Here is a 19,449-nt window from a genome sequence, read left to right as displayed (position 1 = left end):
TTCGGGAGTCTACCCTTGTTCAGCCCGCACTCCGTCTGCGATCTGCTTCATCTGATCCGCTGGTAGGAAGCCGCGCAGCATTTCGGTGCCCAGCACAAACGAGGGCGTGCCGGTGATCTGCATGCGTTGTGCCAGCTCTCGGGTGCGGGTGATCTCTTCGGTGACCTGGTTGCTGTCCATCGCGGCGATGATGGCGTCGCTGTCTAGCCCAAGCCCGTCCGAAATACGGCGCAGGGTCACTTCGCTGGGTTCTCCGCTGAATTCCATCAGGGCGTCGTGGACCTGTTTATAGGCGTCATCCCCGGCGACATGTTTGGTTGCCACGGCGAAGCGCGAGGACAGAACCGAGGCATCGCCCAGGATCGGGAACTCTTTGATCACAAGACGGATATTTCCGTCCTCGGCCAACAGGCTGGCTACCTCGGGCACGGCACGGCGGCAGTAGCCGCAGCGGTAGTCCATGAACTCGACCAGGGTGATGTCGCCATCCGGGTTGCCGCCCACCCAGCTATAGCCATCATTGAACAGCTCATCCGCGTTCGAGGCGACCAGATCACGGTCGGCTTGTTCCTGAGTCGCGGCGTTGCGCTCCTCCAGAATGGTGATCGCTTCAATGATCACTTCTGGGTTTTCCAGCAGATATTCGCGCACTTGTGCTCCGAACTCTGCCTTTTCGGCGTCGCTGAGCGCGTTCAGGTCCAGCGCCTGCGCCGAAGTCGATATCAGGGAAAGCCCCAAAAGGGCGGGGGCTGCATGTTTCAGGATCATTTGCGTTTCCTTTTCGCTTTCTCTGCGCGTTTTGAGGCAATCAACACATCTTGTGCCCTTTGCCAACCCGGTGAGCCTTCGGGAAGTTGCCCGATGGCCCGTCTTGCGTGAATGCCTGCATCGGACAACCGGCCCTGCAAAGCGTATCGTTCTGCGGTGACGGTCGAAGCCATCCCGTTATTACCCACCTTGGAATAGGCCACGCCCAGATCCCGCATCAGCCGAGCATTGCGGTAGTCACGGGCACGGGCTTTCTCAAGCGCTTCCAACGCCGTGTCGGTCTGGCCTTGTAGCAGCAGCGCTCGTCCGTACCCGGCAAGGATCAACGCATCGTGCGGCGCCATTTCAACCGCTTGGGCATATGCATTAACAGCCTCGGATAATTGCCTGTTTTCCAGAAGAATTTGTCCTTTCAGTTCGTAGTAGAAGGGGTCCTCGGGCCGAATTTTCAAGGCTTCATCTATCGCTGCGCGCGCACGGGCCAGATCGCGGTTCTGGTGATGGGCCGACGCCTCGCGCATCATTCGGATGTCGTGGGCCGTTTCCTCTTTCGCGCGGCGCATTGTCCAACTCGGAGAGCGCAAAAAGGCCGAGAGCTTACCCTTGACCCGCGCAAACCAGTAATCGGCGCTTTCATTGGGTTGGGTTCGATCGCCGAATTCGTCCAGAAACGCCTCAGCCGCGCGCAGACGATCCCGGCTGGTGGGGTGAGAGCGCATGTAGAGGTCCTGATTGGCCGTGCTCAGCAATTCCTGACCTGCGAATTTGCGGTGGATTGCGACCATTCCCTTGGGTGAGATTCCGGCCCACCTTAGATAGCTGGCTGCGCTGCGATCGGCTGAGGCTTCCTCGGCCCGCGTGTGCCCCAGAAAGCCACGAATGGCAGCGCCTTGCGTGCCAACTGCAAGTCCTGCAGCGGCTTCCCGAGCGCCCGCGGCGGCAGTGATAAGGGCAAGCGCTGTGCCAAGGTTTGCCTTGCTCTGTGCGTCCTGCAGGTTTTGGTGACGGCGGGCCAGATGACCGTTGGCGATATGGGCGGCCTCGTGGGCGATGACGGCTTGCAGCATTTCGGGGCTGTCGACTGACAGGATCAGGCCGTAGTTCAGGTAGATCGCGTTGTAGTCGATCACGAAGGCGTTGAAGGTGTTGTCGTTGACCACCAGAATACGCACCTGATTGGTGCTTAGGCCGGCGGCACGCAGCACCGGAAAGGCCAGTTCGCGCAGGCCGAACTCGATATCGGGGTCGCGGATCAGGCTTTGGGCGTGGCTCTGCGCTGCCGCCGTCAGCCAGATGACAGCCGCAAGTATCAGGGCTGGGATTGACGCCAGCCGGGATACGCGTTCAAAAGCCATGGCTGCAACATGGGAGATGGGCATGAGAAACTCAACCCGGTCCGGGGTCGATCCGTTTATTGTGATGGACGTGATGGAGGCCGCACGCAAAGCCGAAGAGGCCGGACGCCACATCGTTCATATGGAGGTCGGCCAGCCCGGAACCGGCGCCCCGAAAGGCGCGACTGCGGCATTGGCCAAAGCAATGGAACAAGGCTCGTTAGGTTATACCGTCGCGCTTGGGCTGCCCGCCTTGCGACAGCGGATCGCGCAGATGTATGGCGAGTGGTACAATGTCGATCTGAACCCCGAACGGGTGGTGGTGACACCTGGGTCTTCCGGCGGGTTCTTGCTGGCCTTTACCGCGTTGTTCGACAGCGGGGATCGCGTGGGGATCGGTGCGCCGGGCTATCCGTCCTACCGTCAGATCCTCAAAGCGCTTGGGTTGGTGCCCGTCGACCTGCCGACCTTGCCCGAGAATCGGCTGCAACCGGTGCCTTCGGATTTTGCTGGACTTGATCTTCAGGGCCTGATGGTTGCGTCCCCAGCCAACCCGACCGGCACCATGTTGGATCATGCCTCGATGGGCGCGTTGATCGATGCCGCGCAGGGGCAAGGTGCCTCGTTCATCAGTGACGAAATCTACCACGGGCTGGAATATGAGGCCAAAGCCGTCACCGCGCTGGAGCTGACGGATGAGTGCTATGTGATCAACTCGTTCTCGAAATATTTCTCGATGACAGGTTGGCGTGTTGGTTGGATGGTCGTACCCGAGGACCAGGTCCGCGTGGTTGAACGGATCGCCCAGAACATGTTCATCTGCGCGCCCCATGCCAGCCAGGTGGCCGCCTTGGCCGCGATGGATTGCGATGAGGAGCTGCAGGCCAATCTAGATGTTTACCGTCGCAACCGTGAGCTGATGCTCGAAGGGCTGCCAAAAGCTGGTTTCACGAATATCGCGCCACCTGATGGGGCGTTTTACGTCTATGCCGATGTCTCTGACCTGACAGATGACAGCCGCGCCTTTGCAGCCGAGATTCTGGAAAAGGCCGGTGTCGCCGTCACGCCAGGTTTGGACTTCGATCCTGAGCGCGGACATACGACCCTGCGATTCTCCTACGCAAGGGCCACTGCCGATATTCAGGACGGGTTAGAGCGTCTGCGCAGCTTCATGGCCGAACGCGGCGCGTTGCAGCCGGTGTAAAGCGTTCACAAGAGGGGGCGGATGCGCTAGGGTCACGCTCAAACGATCTCGGGAAAACTTGAGGCCATGAGCAGGATTTTCTTTTGCATCGCGCTGATCTGGGCGCTGTCCGGCGCCGCATTGGCGCAAGACTTTAATGCGTTGGCGCGCGTGCAGCCGGACCAAAGCCGCATCATCGATTCTGGTCGCACGGCGGTTCAGGTCGATCTTGGCGTCAGTCAGGGGGTGCCCTACCGCATCTTCACGCTGCGCGATCCCTACCGCATGGTTCTCGACTTTCAGGAGGTCGACTGGACCGGCCTCAACGCCGACGACTTCCTACAAACCGACCGGATCAGTGGCGTGCAGTTCGGGGCCTATGTCCCCGGCTGGTCCCGTATGGTGCTGGAACTGGGCGCGCCTATGGCGGTGGACACGGCCGAGTTGCGTTTGGATGAGGCCTCGGGCGCGGCACTGTTGACCCTTCAATTGGTCGGTACCGATTTTGACACGTTCAACGCGTCCGCTGGCGTGCCGCAGAACCACGGCTGGGATCTTCCAGAACCCGCCGTCACCACGTCCGAGGTCCCGCGCAATGTGGCGCAGGTCATGCGGGTGATGCTGGACCCCGGCCATGGCGGTATCGACCCGGGCGCCGAATTCGGTGGCATTGACGAGAAAACCATGATGCTGACCTTCGCACGTGAACTACGTGAATTACTATTAAGGTCAGGTGGTTACGAAGTGGTGCTGACGCGGGTAGAGGATCAGTTCGTCTCGCTAGAGCGTCGTATCGCTCTGGCACACAGGGCGGGTGCAGATGTGTTCATCTCGCTTCATGCCGATTCCCTCTCTGACGGGCAGGCGCACGGCGCGGCGGTCTATACCTTGTCCGAGGATGCCTCGGATGTGGCCAGCGTCAAACTGGCCGAGCGCCATGATCGGGGTGATCTTTTGTCTGGGGTCGACCTGAACGGGGCTGATGATCAGGTCACCGATGTGCTGCTGGATATGGCGCGGCAGGAGACCAAACCCCGCACCACATCGCTTGCTGGCGCGATTGCCAATGGCATGGCGCAACAGGGCGGGCCGATGAATCGTAAACCGCTGCGCACCGCATCGTTTTCGGTGCTGAAAGCGGCAGACATACCGTCCGTTCTGGTCGAACTTGGGTTTCTTTCCAGCCCCAGAGACTTGAAAAACATCAAAGATCCCGAATGGCGCGCCAAAATGGCGCTGGGGATTTATCAGGGGCTCGAGGACTGGCGGCAGCAAGATGTGATCAGGCGGTCCCTGATTGGACAGTGACCTGACGACGCAAAACGGCTAGAATGCGCTTGTGGTTTTGACCCTCGGGCTTGGCATCCCTATATAGGCGGCAGCGCGAAAAAAAGGCAGTGACGTGATCCGGTTCATTCTATCGATTTTCGGGGCAGTTTTCAGCCTCGTGACTTTGGGTATCTTCATGGTTGCGCTGGTGATCGGCGCGGTCTTCTGGATGTATGGCCGCGACCTGCCCAGCCACGAGTCGCTGGCCCAATATAAGCCGCCCACGATCAGCCGGATCTATTCCGGCGAGGGGCAGTTGATCGACGAATTCGCTCAGGAGCGCCGTCTGTTCACCCCGTCCGAGGAAATCCCCGATCTGGTGAAACAGGCCTTCATTTCTGCGGAAGACAAGAATTTCTACACCCATCAAGGCTATGACCCGCGCGGCATCATCGCTGCCGGTGTTGAAGCTGTGCGCACCAAGGGAGAGACCGTGCGCGGGGCCTCAACCATCACACAGCAGGTGATGAAGAACTTCCTGTTGTCAGGCGACCGCCGGGCCGAGCGTAAGATCAAGGAAATCATCCTCGCCACTCGGCTTGAGGATACGCTCGACAAAGAACAGATCCTCGAGCTTTACATGAACGAGATCTTTCTGGGTCAGAACTCCTATGGTGTGACCGCCGCGGCGCAGACCTATTTCAACAAGACCCTGCAGGAACTGGCCCCGCATGAGGCCGCGATGCTGGCCGCGATGCCCAAGGCACCGTCGGACTATCACCCGGTCCGTCAAAAGGAACGCCTGCTGGCCCGCCGCAACTATGTTCTGCGCGAGATGAACCAGAACGGCTACATTGATCAGGCGACTTATGAGACCGAGGTCGAGATGCCTCTGCGTTCGGTTCAGAACGGGGATTTCGAAAGCTTCCGCACTGCCTTGCCGCCGCGCGATTACTTCACCGATGAAATCCGCCGTCAGCTGAGCGAAGACTTTGGCGAGGGTGAGTTCTTTACCGGCGGTTTCACCGTACGAGCCTCGGTCGACGAAGAAATGCAGGTCGAGGCCGCGCGTGCGCTGCGTGAGGCATTGCAGAAATACGACCTGTCACGCGGTAGATGGCGTGGCACGGGCGAGGTGATCGCCGAAGAACAGTTGGCGGATGAAGCCCAATGGCGCGATGCGCTGGCGCAGATGGAGATCCCCCGTGACGTCGTCCTGCCGACCCAGTGGTACCCGGCCGTTGTGCTGGATGTGGCTGAGCAACAATTGACCGTCGGAATCGAGGATGGCCCCGCCGATGGCACCATTCCTCGCTCTGACATCAAGTGGATGCAGGGCAACTTCTTCGACAATTTCAAACGTGGCGACGTGATCCTTGTCATGGCCGGGGAAGAGGGCCAATGGTCCGCCCGTCAGGTGCCCGAAGTGCAGGGTGGCTTTGTCGCGATGGACGTGAACTCGGGCCGTGTTCTGGCGATGCAGGGCGGGTTCTCGTATCAAGATACCGTGTTCAACCGCGCCACGCAGGCGCAGCGCCAGCCGGGGTCTTCATTCAAGCCGTTCGTTTACGCCGCCGCGCTCGACAGTGGCTATAGCCCGGCGACGATCGTTGTGGACGCGCCGATTGAGGTGAATACACCGCAGGGCCTGTGGCGCCCCAAGAACTCGTCGAACAAGTTCTACGGCCCGACACCGCTGCGCACCGGGATCGAACAGTCGCGGAACCTGATGACCATCCGTCTGGCGCAAGAGGTCACGATGCCCGTCGTTGCGGGTTATGCGGAACGGTTTGGTGTCTATGAACGGATGGGTGCGTTCTTGGCCAACTCGCTCGGGTCCGAAGAAACCACACTGTATAAAATGGTTGCGGCCTACGCGATGTTCGCAAATGGCGGTGAGCGGGTCGAACCTACTCTGGTCGATCGGATTCAGGACCGCTTTGGCAAGACAATCTATCGCCATGACGATCGCCAGTGCCTCGATTGCAACTCGACCTGGTTGGAGCCAAACGAGTCGCCGACCATCGAGACCAACCGCTCGCAGGTCATGGATGCGATTACCGCCTATCAGCTGACCTCGATGATGAAGGGTGTTGTGGATCGCGGGACAGCGTCGCGCTATGTCAACCTGCCGGTGCCGACGGCGGGCAAGACCGGAACGACCAACGAATCCAAGGATGCGTGGTTCATCGGCTTCACCTCGAACATCGTGGCCGGTTGCTATATCGGTTATGACCGTCCGCGTCCGATGGGCCGGGGGGCTTATGGTGGCACCATGTGCGGGCCGGTCTTCCAGAGCTTCATGGAAAAAGCCGTTGAGAAATACGGCGGTGGTCCGTTCGAGGTGCCCGAGGGCGGTCACTTCATCAAGATCGACCGTTTTAGCGGCGCGCGCCTGCCTGATGACGCATCCGGAGAATATGTCGTGGCCGAGTTCTTCCGTGATGGTGTGGATGGGTTTATCGACCGCGTTTATGACGGCGGCTTTGCCATCGGATCGGACCTTCCGCTGTTCGAAGAAGCGCAACGCGCAGGCGTTCAAGTCCAAACCTCGACCGGTAGCACCGTCACTGTTGGCCCCAAAGCTTCGCAAGGGGATTTGAGTACCGGCGGCCTTTACTGATCGCTTTGCAAAATCTCTGACGGCCAGACGTGCAATCCCGTCTGGCCCGTCTTGTGGTGGCCTTCTGCTCTTGCTATCACGCAGTCCTGTTTGACCAAGTTGGGGCAAGACCATGCGCGCCGAAACCCAGAATATCGTGGCGGAAATCGAAAAGTCGCTAGAGCTGCTGGCGCAGCGTATGGACTATGAAACCGCGCCCCATCGGCTTGAGGAATTCAATGCGCGAGTCGAGGATCCGAACCTATGGGACAGCCCCGAGAACGCACAGAAACTGATGCGCGAACGGCAGATGCTGGTCGACGCGATCGAGACCTACGAGTCCATCAAAACCGATCTCAGCGACAATATCGAGCTGATCGAGCTGGGCGAGATGGAAGAGGATGAAGAGGTTGTTCAGGACGCCGAAGCCTCGATCAAGTCTCTGAAGGACAAAGCCGCCAAGAAAGAGCTGGAGGCTCTGCTGGACGGCGAGGCTGACAGCAACGATACCTTCCTCGAGATCAACTCGGGCGCGGGTGGGACCGAGAGCTGTGACTGGGCCTCGATGCTGGCGCGGATGTATGTGCGTTGGGCGGAAAAGAAGGGCTATACGGTCGAGCTGCAATCCGAAACAGCGGGTGAAGAAGCCGGGATCAAGTCGGCGGCCTACAAGATTTCGGGTCACAATGCCTATGGCTGGCTGAAATCGGAAAGCGGCGTGCATCGTCTGGTGCGGATCTCGCCTTATGACTCGGCGGCCAAGCGGCATACCTCGTTCAGTTCGGTCTGGGTTTACCCCGTAGTCGACGACAATATCGAGATTGAGGTGAACCCAGCCGATATTCGGATTGATACCTATCGGTCCTCGGGCGCGGGTGGTCAGCACGTGAACACCACGGACTCGGCGGTGCGGATCACGCACATCCCGACCGGGATCGTAGTGACCTCATCCGAAAAGTCGCAGCACCAGAACCGCGATATCGCCATGAAGGCGCTGAAATCACGCCTTTACCAGCAAGAGCTGGACCGTCGGAACGCCGATATCAACGCGGCGCATGAGGCCAAGGGTGATGCGGGCTGGGGCAACCAGATCCGGTCTTACGTCTTGCAGCCTTATCAGATGGTGAAGGATCTGCGGACCAATCATGAGACTTCGGATACCAAAGGTGTTTTGGACGGAGATCTGGATGGGTTCATGGCGGCGACGCTGGCGTTGAACGTGGCGGGCAAAAGCCGGTCCGAGGCGCAGGGCGACTAAGTCTGGGCAGGGGGCGCTGCCCCCGCCGCGGCAAGCCGCGAGTCCCCCGAGATATTTTTAGCCAGATGAAGGGGATCCGGGTGGTGCTTAGCCATTCGGGAAAAGATGTATTTAAACAATGGGTTTTATTGGTCGGGGTGCGCGGCTAGGCTGGATTTGAACCAAACAGATCGAGGTGATTGAAACCCGGATGGATATCACTCAGCTTTCCGCAAAGGCGCTGGTCGATCAGCTGTCATCTGGTGCTGTTTCATCGGTCGAGGTGATGGCTGCGACGCTGGAGCGTATTGGGGCCGTAAATGGAGCGGTCAATGCGATTGTGGCCCTGCGCGACGCGGATGATCTGATGGCCGAGGCGGCGGCACTGGATGCGGGTCCGAAGCGGGGACCACTGCACGGGTTGCCGATTGCGGTGAAGGATCTGGTTAATGTCGCCGGGATAGTGTCATCGCAGGGATCGCCGCTGTTTCGCGATTTTGTGCCCGAACAGGACGATCTGATTGCAGCGCGGATGCGCGCGGCGGGGGCGATTTTGATTGGTAAGACGAACACGCCCGAGTTTGGGCTTGGCTCGCACACGTTCAACCCGGTCTATGGCGCGACCCGGAACCCCTATGACGGCGTGCGTACCTGTGGGGGGTCGTCTGGCGGCGCGGCGGTTGCGTTGGCGACTGGGATGGTCGCGTTGGCCGATGGCTCGGATATGATGGGAAGCCTGCGCAACCCGGCCGCATGGAACAACGTCTACGGATTTCGCCCCAGCTGGGGGCGGGTACCGTCGGAACCTATTGGGGACGAGTTTCTGCATCAGTTGTCGACCCTGGGACCGATGGCGCGCAGCCCTGAGGATTTGGGGCTATTGCTCGACGTGATCTCGGGCGCTGATCCACGGTCACCTTTGGTCGCCGATGCCAGGCGTGTGAGCCCCGTTCAAGAGGTTGATCTTCGCGGGGTTCGGATTGGTTGGTTGGGAGATTGGGGCGGTGCGTTTCCGATTGAGGACAGCGTTCTGGCCCTTTGCCACGATGCCCTTCGCGTTTTCGAAGATAAAGGCGCAGTGGTCGAAGATGTGCCTCCACCCTTTGATGCCGAGAAGATGTGGGGCAGTTGGGTTACCCTGCGGTCCTGGGCGGTGGCGGCGGGATTGCAGCCGTTGCAGGGCAAATCAGAGGCCTTGAAGGACAGCGCGCAGTGGGAGTTGGAGCGGGGCCTGATGCTATCAGCGATGCAGGTGCATGAGGCCAGTGTTACCCGTTCGGAGTGGTTCCGACGGGCGGCTGAACTGTTTCAGGAGTACGATGCTTTGGTTTTGCCGGCCGCACAGGTCTGGCCCTTCGATATCGAGACGCCGTATCCGCGTGAGATCATGGGGCGGGCGATGGATACCTATCATCGCTGGATGCAGGTGACAGTGCCGGTCAGCCTGATTGGCTTGCCCTGTCTTGCTGCGCCTGCCGGGTTCGGAGCGGAAGGCCTGCCAATGGGCTTTCAGCTATTTGGGCCCAAGGGGTCGGATGCGCGGCTACTGTCCATGGGTGCCGCGTATCATGACGCAACGACATGGCCGCAGAAAAGGCCCGCGATGAGATAGGGCCAGACGGGGAGGAGAAACAGATGGAAAGACCATTCGGAGCGCCTCAGATGCGCCCTGTTGACAGTGGGATGCTCAAACAGGCGATGCGGCGGGCGTGGGTTGACCTCCGCAGGGCGCCGCTGTTCGGCTTGATATTTGCGGGGTTTTATGTGCTGGCGGGCTGGACGATCGCCTGGGTGACACTCCAGTCGGGAACAAGCTATTGGCTGGTCCTCGCCGCGATCGGGTTCCCTCTGATCGGACCGTTTGCAGCGGTCGGGCTGTATGAGGTGTCGCGCCGCCTGGAGGCCGGGGAGGATCTTGATTTTAAAGCGATATTCGGGGTCGTGCTGCAACAGAGCCGTCGCCAGTTGCCCTCAATCTGCGCGATCATCGTGGTGATGTTTCTGTTTTGGTTCTTTCTGGGCCATATGATCTTTGCCCTGTTCATGGGGCTGTCGACGCTGACGAACGTATCCTCTTCGCTCGAAGTGTATCTGACGGCAAACGGGTTGATGATGCTGGCCGTAGGGTCGGCCGTCGGGGCTGTCTTTGCCACTATCCTCTACATGATCACCGTGCTGTCCATCCCGATGCTGTTGGACCGCGAGCTGGATTTTGTGACGGCAATGATCGCAAGTTTCTCCTACGTAAGGGACAACTTTCCAGTCATGATCGGGTGGGGCATTTTCATCGCCGTGCTGACGTTTGTCGCGATGGTGCCGTGGTTCTTGGGACTGCTGCTGGTGCTGCCGCTTTTAGGCCATGCAAGCTGGCACCTGTATCGCCTGATCTGCGAGGATGGCCCGAGCTAGCGTCGTTCGTCGGGCCTGTGGGCCCTTATCAGCTTGCGCGCGGCACCAAGCGCATCTGTTGCATCCTGCCCCAGACGGGTCAGGGTCACGGGGCGCGCGTCGTCTTTGTCCGGACGCGTGTAGCTTGTACCTTGCCAGAGGGTATCTTTCTTGCTGACCACATAGACCCGGCTGTTTTGGCCGTTACGACCGGAAATCAGCATGTAGACATAATCGCCGGAACAGCTCGCTATACCGCGCACCTCTCGTGCCATTGATGGGCTGCCGGGCATGACGCTGCGCGGTGTGAAGCCGCGTATCAACGTGCATTGCGGCAGCCGTTTGGCGTGCAAAACGATGGACGTTCGGGTGTCCGTCGCCGCATAAAACCCTGGCGGAAAGGTGCAGTCGTGGGTGGCCTGAGCGCCCGAGCCGAGGAATTGCGTCAGTGTGGCGTTCACACGATGCGTATTGGCATCCGGGATGTCGTCAAGCGGTGTGAGAACGATACGGGCATCCACATCAAAGAAGCGACATATCCGGTCCAGAACATCCGCGCGCGGAAAGCTCTCGCCCGCAAGATATCTGTTGAATTGAGTTCGGTTGATGCCCAGTTCGCGGCACAATGCCGAAATCGAAGGGTAGTTTCGTGCCAAGCGTCTGAGGTTTGCACCGAACATGGCGCGAAGTTCGTCCGGGCTGCGCGTATCCTCTGGCATCGGTTCCCCCTGCATCGGCGGTTTCAGTCGTGAAAACAGCGGTGCAGATCGGCAGACCGGATGTGTGACCGAAATCGTAAAGATGACCCCAAAGCAACGTTTCCCCACGCCGCGTTGCACCTGAGATGCTAGTCGGACGTAGGGTAAAGGCAATAGGTATTTGTCTGTTGGGGGTGATCTTTACGGTTAATTTGCAGGCTTTTTGCGCGAAGTATCAAATAGATACTTGCTGTAAAAAGCGAAAGGTCCCGGGGACGCCCTGCCGGGACCTTGCAATTGTCAGTCGCCGCGCAAAAGGGCGGCCACGCCGGTTCTGGCGATCTCGACGAGCCCCAACGGGCGCATGAGGTCGGCAAAAGCATCGATCTTGTCGGGGGCGCCCGTGATCTCGAAAATGAACGAGTTCAACGTGCTGTCGACCACATTGGCGCGGAAGATATCGGCCAGACGCAGTGCCTCGACCCGCTTGTCACCTTCGCCAACGACCTTGATGATCGCCAGTTCCCGCTCGACCGCAGGACCTTCGACCGTCAGGTCATGGACCTCGTGAACCGGCACAATGCGGCCCAGCTGTGTTTTGATCTGTTCGATCACCTGCGGGGTACCGGTGGTCACGATGGTGATGCGGCTGAGATGTCCAGTGTGGTCGACCTCGGCCACGGTCAGGCTTTCGATGTTGTAGCCACGGCCCGAGAACAAGCCGATCACGCGGGCTAGAACGCCCGGTTCGTTCTCGACCAGAACCGCAATCGTATGGCGCTCCTGCACGTCCGAAAAGGTCGGGCGTAGGTTATAGGCCGAATGGCGGGTAGAGCCTTTTTTGATATGTAGGGCAGACATTTACGTCCCTTTCATCATCTTGCGAAAACCGGGCGCCGGACGCCCGGTCAATTCCGACGAATGTTGTTAAACTAGAACCGAACCTTTGGAATCGATCACGCCCTGCGTCTCCGCCTCGCCCAGCAGCATCTCGTTATGGGCTTTGCCCGACGGGATCATTGGGAAGCAGTTCTCGTGCTTTTCTACAAGGCAGTCAAAGATCACCGGACCGTCGTAGTTGATCATCTCCATGATCGCGTCGTCCAGATCGGCTGGGTCGGAACACAGGATGCCCTTGGCCCCGAAGGCCTCGGCGAGTTTAACGAAATCGGGCAGGGCTTCGGACCACGAATGCGAGTAGCGCTCACCATGCAGCAGCTCTTGCCACTGGCGGACCATGCCGAGGCGTTCGTTGTTCAGGATGAACTGTTTCACAGGCAGGCGATACTGAACTGCGGTGCCCATTTCCTGCATGTTCATCAGCCATGAGGCCTCACCCGCGACGTTTATCACCAGCGCGTCGGGATGCGCCATCTGCACACCGATCGAAGCCGGGGTGCCATAGCCCATCGTGCCCAGACCGCCTGAGGTCATCCAGCGGTTGGGGTCCTCGAACCCAAGGTACTGCGCGGCCCACATCTGGTGCTGACCAACCTCGGTCGTGATATAGCGGTCGTGGTTTTTAGTCAGCTCTTCAAGGCGTTGCAGCGCGTATTGCGGTTTGATCGTCTTTTCGCTGTTGGTGTAGGCGAGGCAGTTGACCTTGCGCCAGTCGGCAATCTGCTCCTGCCACTTGGCGACCGAGGCGACGTCGGTCTTGCGGCCACGCGATTTCCAGACCTTCAGGATGTCTTCCAGAACATGCGCAACGTCGCCGACGATCGGGATGTCGACGCGGATCACCTTGTTGATCGAGGACGGGTCAATGTCGATATGCGCCTTTTTCGAGTTCGGTGAGAACGCGTCGATACGGCCGGTGATCCGGTCGTCGAACCGCGCGCCGATGTTGATCATTAGGTCACAGTCATGCATCGCCAGGTTGGCCTCATAGAGACCATGCATCCCCAGCATGCCCAGCCAGTTCTCACCCGAGGCCGGGTAAGCGCCAAGGCCCATCAGGGTCGAAGTGATCGGGAAACCCGTCGCATCCACCAGCTCACGCAGCAATTGGCTGGCTGCGGGGCCTGAGTTGATGACGCCGCCGCCGGTGTAGAACACGGGTTTCGTGGCGGTCTCCATCGCGGCGACCAGTTCGGTGATTTCTTCCAGATCGCCTTTCAGAACAGGCTGATAGCGAGAGGTCGAGATCTTGGGGCCGGTATAGTCGCCCGATGCAAACTGCACGTCCTTGGGAATGTCGATCAGCACCGGACCCGGGCGGCCCGAGGTGGCAACATGGAACGCCTCGTGCATGGTTTCAGCCAGCGAATCCGTGTCCTTCACCAGCCAGTTATGCTTGGTGCAGGGGCGGGTGATGCCAACGGTGTCGGCCTCTTGGAACGCGTCCGAGCCGATCATGAAGGTCGGGACCTGACCGGTTAGAACAATGATCGGAATCGAGTCCATCAGCGCATCCGTCAAACCGGTGACCGCGTTGGTCGCGCCGGGGCCGGATGTCACCAGCGCAACGCCGGGTTTACCGGTCGAGCGGGCATAGCCCTCGGCTGCGTGAACCGCGCCTTGCTCATGCCGCACCAGGACGTGGCGAATGTCGTTTTGCAGAAAGATCTCGTCATAGATCGGTAGGACGGCGCCACCGGGATATCCGAAAACTGTGTCTACGCCCTGATCCTTGAGGGCCTGAACCACCATCTTTGCGCCGGTCATCTCACGTGTCATCTGCTTTGCTCCGTTCGCGACATGTGTCTTGCGTTTGCCAAAAAAAAGCCCCCGAGGTTTTCGGAGGCGCATGGGTTCGATTGTGGTTTTCCGTTACCGGCCCATACGCGTGTTTCCTACGATTACGACTAGCGTGTTCATCGCCAGAGGCTCCTTATCAGCTTGCAGGGGACATTATGTTCGGCGCGACGGAGCGTCAACAGGCAATCGTATGAATTTCATGACCGGATTGATGAATTTTGCGACATTTTGTTGCGCAAAATGACGCATGTCGGGAATTTCCGGTAAAGCAGAGGGGGCCGGGTGGTGTTTTGACTGATTTCTGACTTGTCTAAATCCGCCAACGCGATGTCTGAAATGAACCAGAAGCGCGCCATGTGCTGCGGCAGGCTGCCTTGTATGAGGGGCAAATAGGGAGGTCGGCCTTGCTGCAGGAACTCGTGGACTTGGGGCGCTATCCGATTGATCGTCCGGACTCAACCGCGTACCGCCAGTTGATCGGTGATCTGCGCCGAGAGCTTGAGCATGACGGTTGCGCGGTTCTGCCGAGCTTTGTGCATGAGGCCGGGTTGGAGCAGTTACTGGCCGAGGCAGATGCCGTCGCGCCCAAGGCTCACCGGTCCTTCAACCGAACGAATGTCTATTTCACCAAGGATGACCCCAGCTATGGGATCGGGCATCCGGTGCGTCGGTTTTATGATAGGTCGAATGCGTTTGTACCTGCGGACAATTTCCCCGGATCAGGGCCTTTGCGGCGCATCTATGAGTTCGACGGTTTTCTGCCCTTCATTCGCGATGCGCTGGATGAGCCTGAGGATCGGTTCTTTCGCTATGATGATCCGCTGGCGGATGTCATCATCAATGTCGTGGAAGAGGGGCAGGGATTTCCCTGGCATTTCGACACCAACAATTACACGGTGACTTTGGCCATTCAGAATGCCGAGACAGGCGGTGCGTTTGAATATGCTGCGGATCTGCGCAGTTCAGAGGATGAGAATTTTTCGGCGGTAAGAAGAGTTCTGGATGGCGATATGCAGGCCGTTCGCAGGATCGACCTGCAGCCCGGTGATCTGCAAATATTCAAAGGTCGCTATGCCCTGCACCGAGTCGCGCCGGTTGAAGGCGCGCGCAAACGCTATGTTGGCATCTTCTCGTTTGTGGACACCGAAGGCATGTGTGGCGGGGTTGAGAGGACACGACAGCTCTATGGCCGGGTTCTGCCGCATCACTACGCGCGGGAGGGCCGTCGGGCCGACGAGCTGTTGGACTGAGTTGCCGACGGAGGTAGGCTAGGGCCCATTCAGGGAGGGCTTTGGCATGGCACGTATATTGCAACTCACGCCGTTTGTTTTGTGCTCGTCGTTGCAGAACCAGATTGATTTCTATTGCGACCGTTTGGGATTCAGTTGCGGGTTTCGGCAGGACAATTATGCTTTTCTTTCGCGCGGACCGTTGGCTATTCGGCTGCTGGAATGCCCGCCGCGAGACGATGGCAAGCTGCTGGGGGAAGAGCAGTCCTATTACATAGATGTCGAGGGGGTTGATGCGCTGTATGACAGCCTCAAACCGGGGTTGGAAGATCTGCCCGACGGACGTGTTCGCCCTCCGTTTGATCAGCCGTATCAGCAACGAGAATTTCACGTCATTGACGAGGATGGGACGTTGATCTTTTTCGGTGAGGATATCAGGCCGCGCGGGTAACCCTCCCGCCCACCGTCAACGCGCCTGAGGCGCGCCTCCTCTAGTTGGGCCGTGCGGCGCGTGCCGCGCTGCGGGTGGCTCAGAAGCCGACGCCGGTACCCTGTAACACGCCATGTTCCAGCGCATAGCGGGTCAGGCCCGCTGTTGAGGAGATGCCCAGTTTGCGTTTGATGTTCTTGCGGTGGGTCTCAACAGTCCGGACCGAGATATCGAGTGCCAGGGCGACTTCTTTGTTGGATTTACCCTGCGCCAGTTCCAGAAGGATGGTCTGTTCGCGCCCGGTAAGGGCTTCGCGTGCGCTGTCGCCTTTGGGCTTCAAGGACCCGCTGGCGCCGGTGCATAGATATTGCTCGCCCTTCATCACGGCATCAATCGCCTCTTTGATCTCATCCGTGGGGACGTCTTTCAGCACATATCCTTTGGCCCCGTGGCTGAGCGCAGTCGAGATGTATTCGGGGCTGTCATGCATCGAAAGGATCAGGATGCGGGTTTCGGGCAGGCGTTCGAGGATCAGTTCGGTCGCGCTGAGGCCGCCGAGTCCAGGCATGTTGAGGTCCATCAGGATCACGTCAGGGGTCAACTCGGCCGCGTGATCAACGGCGGCCTGACCGCTGCCCAGAGTGCCGACGACCTCAATCTCATCATAGCTTTCGAGGATCGACTGGATGCCCTCGGCCACCATGGGGTGATCGTCAACGATGAGGACTCGGATGGTCATGTCCCGGCCTTTCGGTTCGGTGTTGCGTCTTCCTGCGGCGGCAGCAGGTGGCTGAGGGGCAGGCTGACTTCGATCACCGTGCCCCCATGCGGGCCGCGTGATGACAGAATACGCAACGTGCCGTCAAGCTGTTCGATCCGTTCCTGCATGTTGCGTAGCCCGATGCCGGTGCCGCTCTGATCTGGTTCAGAGCGTAGCCCGCGCCCGTCATCAGTGATCCGCATAGTCGCGCCTTTCTTGTGCCCGCGCAGGTCGATTGTAACATGCGAGGCGTCTGCGTGGCGCTCAATATTGGTCAAAGCTTCTTGAGCGATGCGGTAGAGGGCGATCTTGCTGTCCTGATCCAGCCGGTTGCGGAAGACGACGGTCGAAAACTCGGTTTCGATCCCGGTGCGCTCGCGGAAGTCATCGGTCAGCGCCTTGAGGGCCGGGCCGAGGCCCAGATCATCCAGCACGCCCGGGCGCAGGTCGCGGCTGATGCGGCGCACTTCGGTGATCGCCGTGCCAAGGTGATCAATGCCCTTGTCCAATGGGGCCTGCGCGCCCGCGTCATCGCCACGCGACAAGCGCCTTCGCGCATTATCCAGCGCGTAGCGCACACCGACAAGGATCTGGCTGATCCCATCATGCAGCTCGCGCGCGACGCGGCCGCGTTCTTCTTCTTGAGCGTCGAACACCCGCTGGGTTAGCTCTTTCAGCTTGGCATCTGCCAGCCGCCGCTCGCGTATGTTCAGCAACATGCCCGAGGCGAAGACGATCAGAACCGAGGCGACAACGATGGCGCCGATATACATGAAGGTACGCTGGACCCGGTCTTCGACCTCCGCGCGGGCATTGGCAACGGTGGCCAATATGTCGTCGATGAAGACACCGGTGCCCACGGCCCAACGCCAATCCTGCAGGCCCACGACATAGGCGATCATTTGCGCCTCTTCCCCGGTCGAGGGCTTTTCCCACATGAAACTGTGCCAGCCTGCACCTTGGCGCGCCAGACGGATGAACTCATCCACAACCGGAGTACCGTCGCTGTCGGTCAGACCGTCCCAATTGCGGTTGATGAACTGAGTCTGGCGCGGGCTGACCAAGTTCGTGCCGTCATAGTCATAGACAAAGAAGAACCCGTCCTGCCCGTAGATCATCGCCGACAGAATCTGAGTGACCAGCGTCTTGGCGACATCATCATCGGGTTCGGCGCGACCGTAGATATAAGCAAAACCGTTGCGCGCCTGTGTGACATAGTTCTTGAGTTCTTCCTTCTTGGCCTCGATCAGGCGCAGCTCCAGCGCCTGTATTTCGCGCTCGGATGTCGCACGGGCCTGGTAGGCGACCAGAAAGGCAATGGCCGCGACGGCAACGACCAGTGGAATGGCCGCAACCAAAGACAGTTTCTGCGCATAAGTCAGCGAAACCAGATGTCGGAGTCTCTGCATGGTCGAATCGATACGCAAGCGGCGGCGAAAATGCAAAAAGATTGAGCGTTTCTGGGGGTAAATGCCCTTGAGAACGTGGAGTGGCTGGCTTTTTTGCCGATTTTATCTACGAAAAACGGGCAGAAATTCGGGTTTCTACGCAGTAGTAGGTATTCCCTTTCATATCCCTGCCTCTAGGCTCCGATCCATTGAAAGCGACAGGCCCGGACACCTCCGGGTGATGACTTATGAAGGGGAGGAACACTCATATGGATCGTCGTTCATTTCTGAAGAAATCTGCTCTGGGCGGCTCGGCTGCTGCGGCAACCGCACTGGCGGCACCAGCTTATGCGCAGGGTCAGCGGACCCTGACCATGGTTACCTCGTGGGGTCGTGGTCTGGCCGGGGTGTTCGACAGCGCACAGCGCTGCGCCGATAGCATCAACGCGATGTCCGATGGCAGCCTGAACGTAGAAATCAAGGCCGCAGGCGAACTGGTTGGCGCGTTCGAAGTGTTCGACGCCGTTTCGTCCGGTCAGGCCGACATGTACCACGCGGCTGACTACTACTTTGTGGGTCAGCACCCAGGCTATGCCTTCTTCACCGCTGTTCCGTTCGGCATGACCGCGCAGGAACTGGTGAACTGGTACTACCACGACGGCGGTATGGAGCTGCATGACGAGCTGGGCTCGATCTTCGGCCTGAAGTCCTTCCTGGCGGGTAACACCGGCGCGCAGGCAGGCGGCTGGTACTCGAAAGAGATCAACGGCCCCGAGGATTTCCAGGGTCTGAAGTTCCGTATGCCAGGTCTGGGTGGCCAGGCACTTGGCAAACTGGGCGCATCGGTTCAGAACATTCCGGGTTCGGAAGTGTATCAGGCGCTGTCCTCGGGTGCGATTGACGGCACCGAGTGGATCGGCCCCTGGGCGGACGAAAAAGCGGGCTTCCAGGAAATCACCAAGACCTACTACACCGCGGGCTTCCACGAGCCGGGCGCAGGTCTGTCGCTGGCAACCAACCGCGACGTGTTCGACGAACTGACACCGGCCCAGCAGAAGATCATCGAGATCGCAGCTGCCGAAGCGCACCAGTGGAACCTTGCGCAGTTCCTGGCCAACAACGGCGCAGCTCTGCAGCGTCTGCAGTCGGGTGGCGTGAAGGTCATGGAATTCCCAGACAGCGTGTGGGACGCATTCGGTCAGGCCTCGCAAGAGGTTCTGGACGAGAACATGGGCGACGAGCTGTTCAAGAAGATCCACGACAGCGCAATGGCGTCGATGGCATCGTCCTCGGGCTGGCTGAACCTGTCGTCGGGTGCCTACACCGCTCAGCGCGACCGCGTTCGCGGCTAATCCCAAGTGAACTGACCAAACGGTTTCCCCGCAATCGCGGGGGAGCCTTTCTTGTTGCATATGCGCGGACCCATCATGCCGCTATAATTTGCAGTGCAACTGACGTGACCC

General features: G+C 59.4%; 16 protein-coding genes. 9 read left to right on the top strand and 7 right to left on the bottom strand.

What is annotated here, in order from left to right; genetic code table 11:
- Positions 1–9 precede the first annotated feature (9 nt).
- Together ACR3FB_RS10050 and ACR3FB_RS10045 are read right to left on the bottom strand one after the other, a co-directional pair.
- A complete protein-coding gene (locus ACR3FB_RS10050; protein WP_480564131.1) occupies positions 10–768 on the bottom strand; it encodes a DsbA family protein in 759 nt (252 codons plus the stop codon).
- Positions 765–2,147: a M48 family metalloprotease gene (locus tag ACR3FB_RS10045; RefSeq protein ID WP_480564134.1), complete on the bottom strand. Its 1,383-nt coding sequence runs from the start codon at positions 2,145–2,147 to the stop codon at positions 765–767. The genes ACR3FB_RS10050 and ACR3FB_RS10045 overlap by 4 nt, the downstream gene beginning before the upstream one ends.
- Here ACR3FB_RS10045 and ACR3FB_RS10040 point away from each other — a divergent pair.
- From ACR3FB_RS10040 to ACR3FB_RS10015, 6 genes are all read left to right on the top strand, one after another.
- Positions 2,146–3,306 carry a pyridoxal phosphate-dependent aminotransferase gene (locus ACR3FB_RS10040; RefSeq protein ID WP_480564137.1) on the top strand — a complete coding sequence of 387 codons (1,161 nt, stop codon included), beginning with the start codon at positions 2,146–2,148 and terminating at the stop codon, positions 3,304–3,306. The two genes, ACR3FB_RS10045 and ACR3FB_RS10040, sit on opposite strands and share 2 nt — an antisense overlap.
- Before the next feature lie 66 nt (positions 3,307–3,372).
- Positions 3,373–4,593, top strand: a complete 1,221-nt coding sequence (locus ACR3FB_RS10035) for an N-acetylmuramoyl-L-alanine amidase (protein WP_480564140.1) — start codon at positions 3,373–3,375, stop codon at positions 4,591–4,593.
- Between the two features lie 94 nt (positions 4,594–4,687).
- Positions 4,688–7,177: a penicillin-binding protein 1A gene (locus tag ACR3FB_RS10030; RefSeq protein ID WP_480564143.1), complete on the top strand. Its 2,490-nt coding sequence runs from the start codon at positions 4,688–4,690 to the stop codon at positions 7,175–7,177.
- A 112-nt stretch (positions 7,178–7,289) separates the two neighbouring features.
- Positions 7,290–8,414 (top strand): peptide chain release factor 2, encoded by a 1,125-nt coding sequence (gene prfB / locus ACR3FB_RS10025; protein ID WP_170373982.1) that lies wholly within the window; start codon positions 7,290–7,292, stop codon positions 8,412–8,414.
- 190 nt (positions 8,415–8,604) lie between these two features.
- The gene (locus ACR3FB_RS10020) at positions 8,605–10,005 is read left to right on the top strand and encodes an amidase (protein WP_425082981.1); all 1,401 of its coding nucleotides are present in this window, start codon (positions 8,605–8,607) and stop codon (positions 10,003–10,005) included.
- Positions 10,006–10,028: 23 nt separating this feature from the next.
- On the top strand, positions 10,029–10,802 hold the full coding sequence (locus ACR3FB_RS10015) for a DUF2189 domain-containing protein (protein ID WP_425082980.1): 774 nt from the start codon (positions 10,029–10,031) through the stop codon (positions 10,800–10,802).
- On the opposite strand, the gene ACR3FB_RS10010 is transcribed toward ACR3FB_RS10015, so the two are convergent.
- The 3 genes from ACR3FB_RS10010 to ACR3FB_RS10000 all read right to left on the bottom strand — a co-directional run bounded on the left by ACR3FB_RS10010 (position 10,799) and on the right by ACR3FB_RS10000 (position 14,158).
- Positions 10,799–11,500 (bottom strand): helix-turn-helix domain-containing protein, encoded by a 702-nt coding sequence (locus ACR3FB_RS10010; RefSeq protein ID WP_170466303.1) that lies wholly within the window; start codon positions 11,498–11,500, stop codon positions 10,799–10,801. The genes ACR3FB_RS10015 and ACR3FB_RS10010 overlap by 4 nt on opposite strands.
- A 279-nt stretch (positions 11,501–11,779) precedes the next feature.
- Entirely contained in the window at positions 11,780–12,340 is a 561-nt protein-coding gene (ilvN, locus tag ACR3FB_RS10005; RefSeq protein WP_170466306.1) for an acetolactate synthase small subunit, read from the bottom strand.
- Between the two features lie 66 nt (positions 12,341–12,406).
- The gene (locus tag ACR3FB_RS10000) at positions 12,407–14,158 is read right to left on the bottom strand and encodes an acetolactate synthase 3 large subunit (RefSeq protein ID WP_480564147.1); all 1,752 of its coding nucleotides are present in this window, start codon (positions 14,156–14,158) and stop codon (positions 12,407–12,409) included.
- Positions 14,159–14,583: 425 nt separating this feature from the next.
- Here ACR3FB_RS10000 and ACR3FB_RS09995 point away from each other — a divergent pair, with 425 nt between their 5' ends.
- Together ACR3FB_RS09995 and ACR3FB_RS09990 are read left to right on the top strand one after the other, a co-directional pair.
- On the top strand, positions 14,584–15,429 hold the full coding sequence (locus ACR3FB_RS09995; protein ID WP_480564150.1) for a HalD/BesD family halogenase: 846 nt from the start codon (positions 14,584–14,586) through the stop codon (positions 15,427–15,429).
- Positions 15,430–15,475: 46 nt separating this feature from the next.
- The gene (locus ACR3FB_RS09990) at positions 15,476–15,859 is read left to right on the top strand and encodes a bleomycin resistance protein (protein WP_480564153.1); all 384 of its coding nucleotides are present in this window, start codon (positions 15,476–15,478) and stop codon (positions 15,857–15,859) included.
- 79 nt (positions 15,860–15,938) lie between these two features.
- On the opposite strand, the gene ACR3FB_RS09985 is transcribed toward ACR3FB_RS09990, so the two are convergent.
- On the bottom strand, positions 15,939–16,577 hold the full coding sequence (locus ACR3FB_RS09985) for a response regulator transcription factor (protein WP_170373975.1): 639 nt from the start codon (positions 16,575–16,577) through the stop codon (positions 15,939–15,941).
- Positions 16,574–18,007 carry a cache domain-containing protein gene (locus tag ACR3FB_RS09980; protein WP_170466340.1) on the bottom strand — a complete coding sequence of 478 codons (1,434 nt, stop codon included), beginning with the start codon at positions 18,005–18,007 and terminating at the stop codon, positions 16,574–16,576. Before ACR3FB_RS09980 ends, ACR3FB_RS09985 begins: the two co-directional genes overlap by 4 nt.
- Positions 18,008–18,255: 248 nt before the next feature.
- On the opposite strand from ACR3FB_RS09980, the gene ACR3FB_RS09975 reads away from it, so the two are divergent.
- Entirely contained in the window at positions 18,256–19,338 is a 1,083-nt protein-coding gene (locus ACR3FB_RS09975) for a TRAP transporter substrate-binding protein (RefSeq protein ID WP_170373973.1), read from the top strand.
- The last annotated feature ends 111 nt before the right edge of the window (positions 19,339–19,449 follow it).

Source organism: Ruegeria sp. AO1 (assembly GCF_056535985.1).
Note: the sequence above shows the minus strand (reverse complement) of the source record. Positions and strands in the feature narration are given on the sequence as shown.

Excerpts from the sequence above, each read along its gene's own strand:
- ACR3FB_RS10050 (WP_480564131.1), bottom strand. The coding sequence starts at position 768 with ATGATCCTGAAACATGCAGCCCCCGCCCTTTTGGGGCTTTCCCTGATA.
- ACR3FB_RS10040 (WP_480564137.1), top strand. The coding sequence starts at position 2,146 with ATGAGAAACTCAACCCGGTCCGGGGTCGATCCGTTTATTGTGATGGAC.
- ACR3FB_RS10045 (WP_480564134.1), bottom strand. The coding sequence starts at position 2,147 with ATGCCCATCTCCCATGTTGCAGCCATGGCTTTTGAACGCGTATCCCGG.
- ACR3FB_RS10035 (WP_480564140.1), top strand. The coding sequence starts at position 3,373 with ATGAGCAGGATTTTCTTTTGCATCGCGCTGATCTGGGCGCTGTCCGGC.
- prfB (WP_170373982.1), top strand. The coding sequence starts at position 7,290 with ATGCGCGCCGAAACCCAGAATATCGTGGCGGAAATCGAAAAGTCGCTA.
- ACR3FB_RS10020 (WP_425082981.1), top strand. The coding sequence starts at position 8,605 with ATGGATATCACTCAGCTTTCCGCAAAGGCGCTGGTCGATCAGCTGTCA.
- ACR3FB_RS10015 (WP_425082980.1), top strand. The coding sequence starts at position 10,029 with ATGGAAAGACCATTCGGAGCGCCTCAGATGCGCCCTGTTGACAGTGGG.
- ACR3FB_RS10010 (WP_170466303.1), bottom strand. The coding sequence starts at position 11,500 with ATGCCAGAGGATACGCGCAGCCCGGACGAACTTCGCGCCATGTTCGGT.
- ilvN (WP_170466306.1), bottom strand. The coding sequence starts at position 12,340 with ATGTCTGCCCTACATATCAAAAAAGGCTCTACCCGCCATTCGGCCTAT.
- ACR3FB_RS10000 (WP_480564147.1), bottom strand. The coding sequence starts at position 14,158 with ATGACACGTGAGATGACCGGCGCAAAGATGGTGGTTCAGGCCCTCAAG.
- ACR3FB_RS09990 (WP_480564153.1), top strand. The coding sequence starts at position 15,476 with ATGGCACGTATATTGCAACTCACGCCGTTTGTTTTGTGCTCGTCGTTG.
- ACR3FB_RS09985 (WP_170373975.1), bottom strand. The coding sequence starts at position 16,577 with ATGACCATCCGAGTCCTCATCGTTGACGATCACCCCATGGTGGCCGAG.
- ACR3FB_RS09980 (WP_170466340.1), bottom strand. The coding sequence starts at position 18,007 with ATGCAGAGACTCCGACATCTGGTTTCGCTGACTTATGCGCAGAAACTG.
- ACR3FB_RS09975 (WP_170373973.1), top strand. The coding sequence starts at position 18,256 with ATGGATCGTCGTTCATTTCTGAAGAAATCTGCTCTGGGCGGCTCGGCT.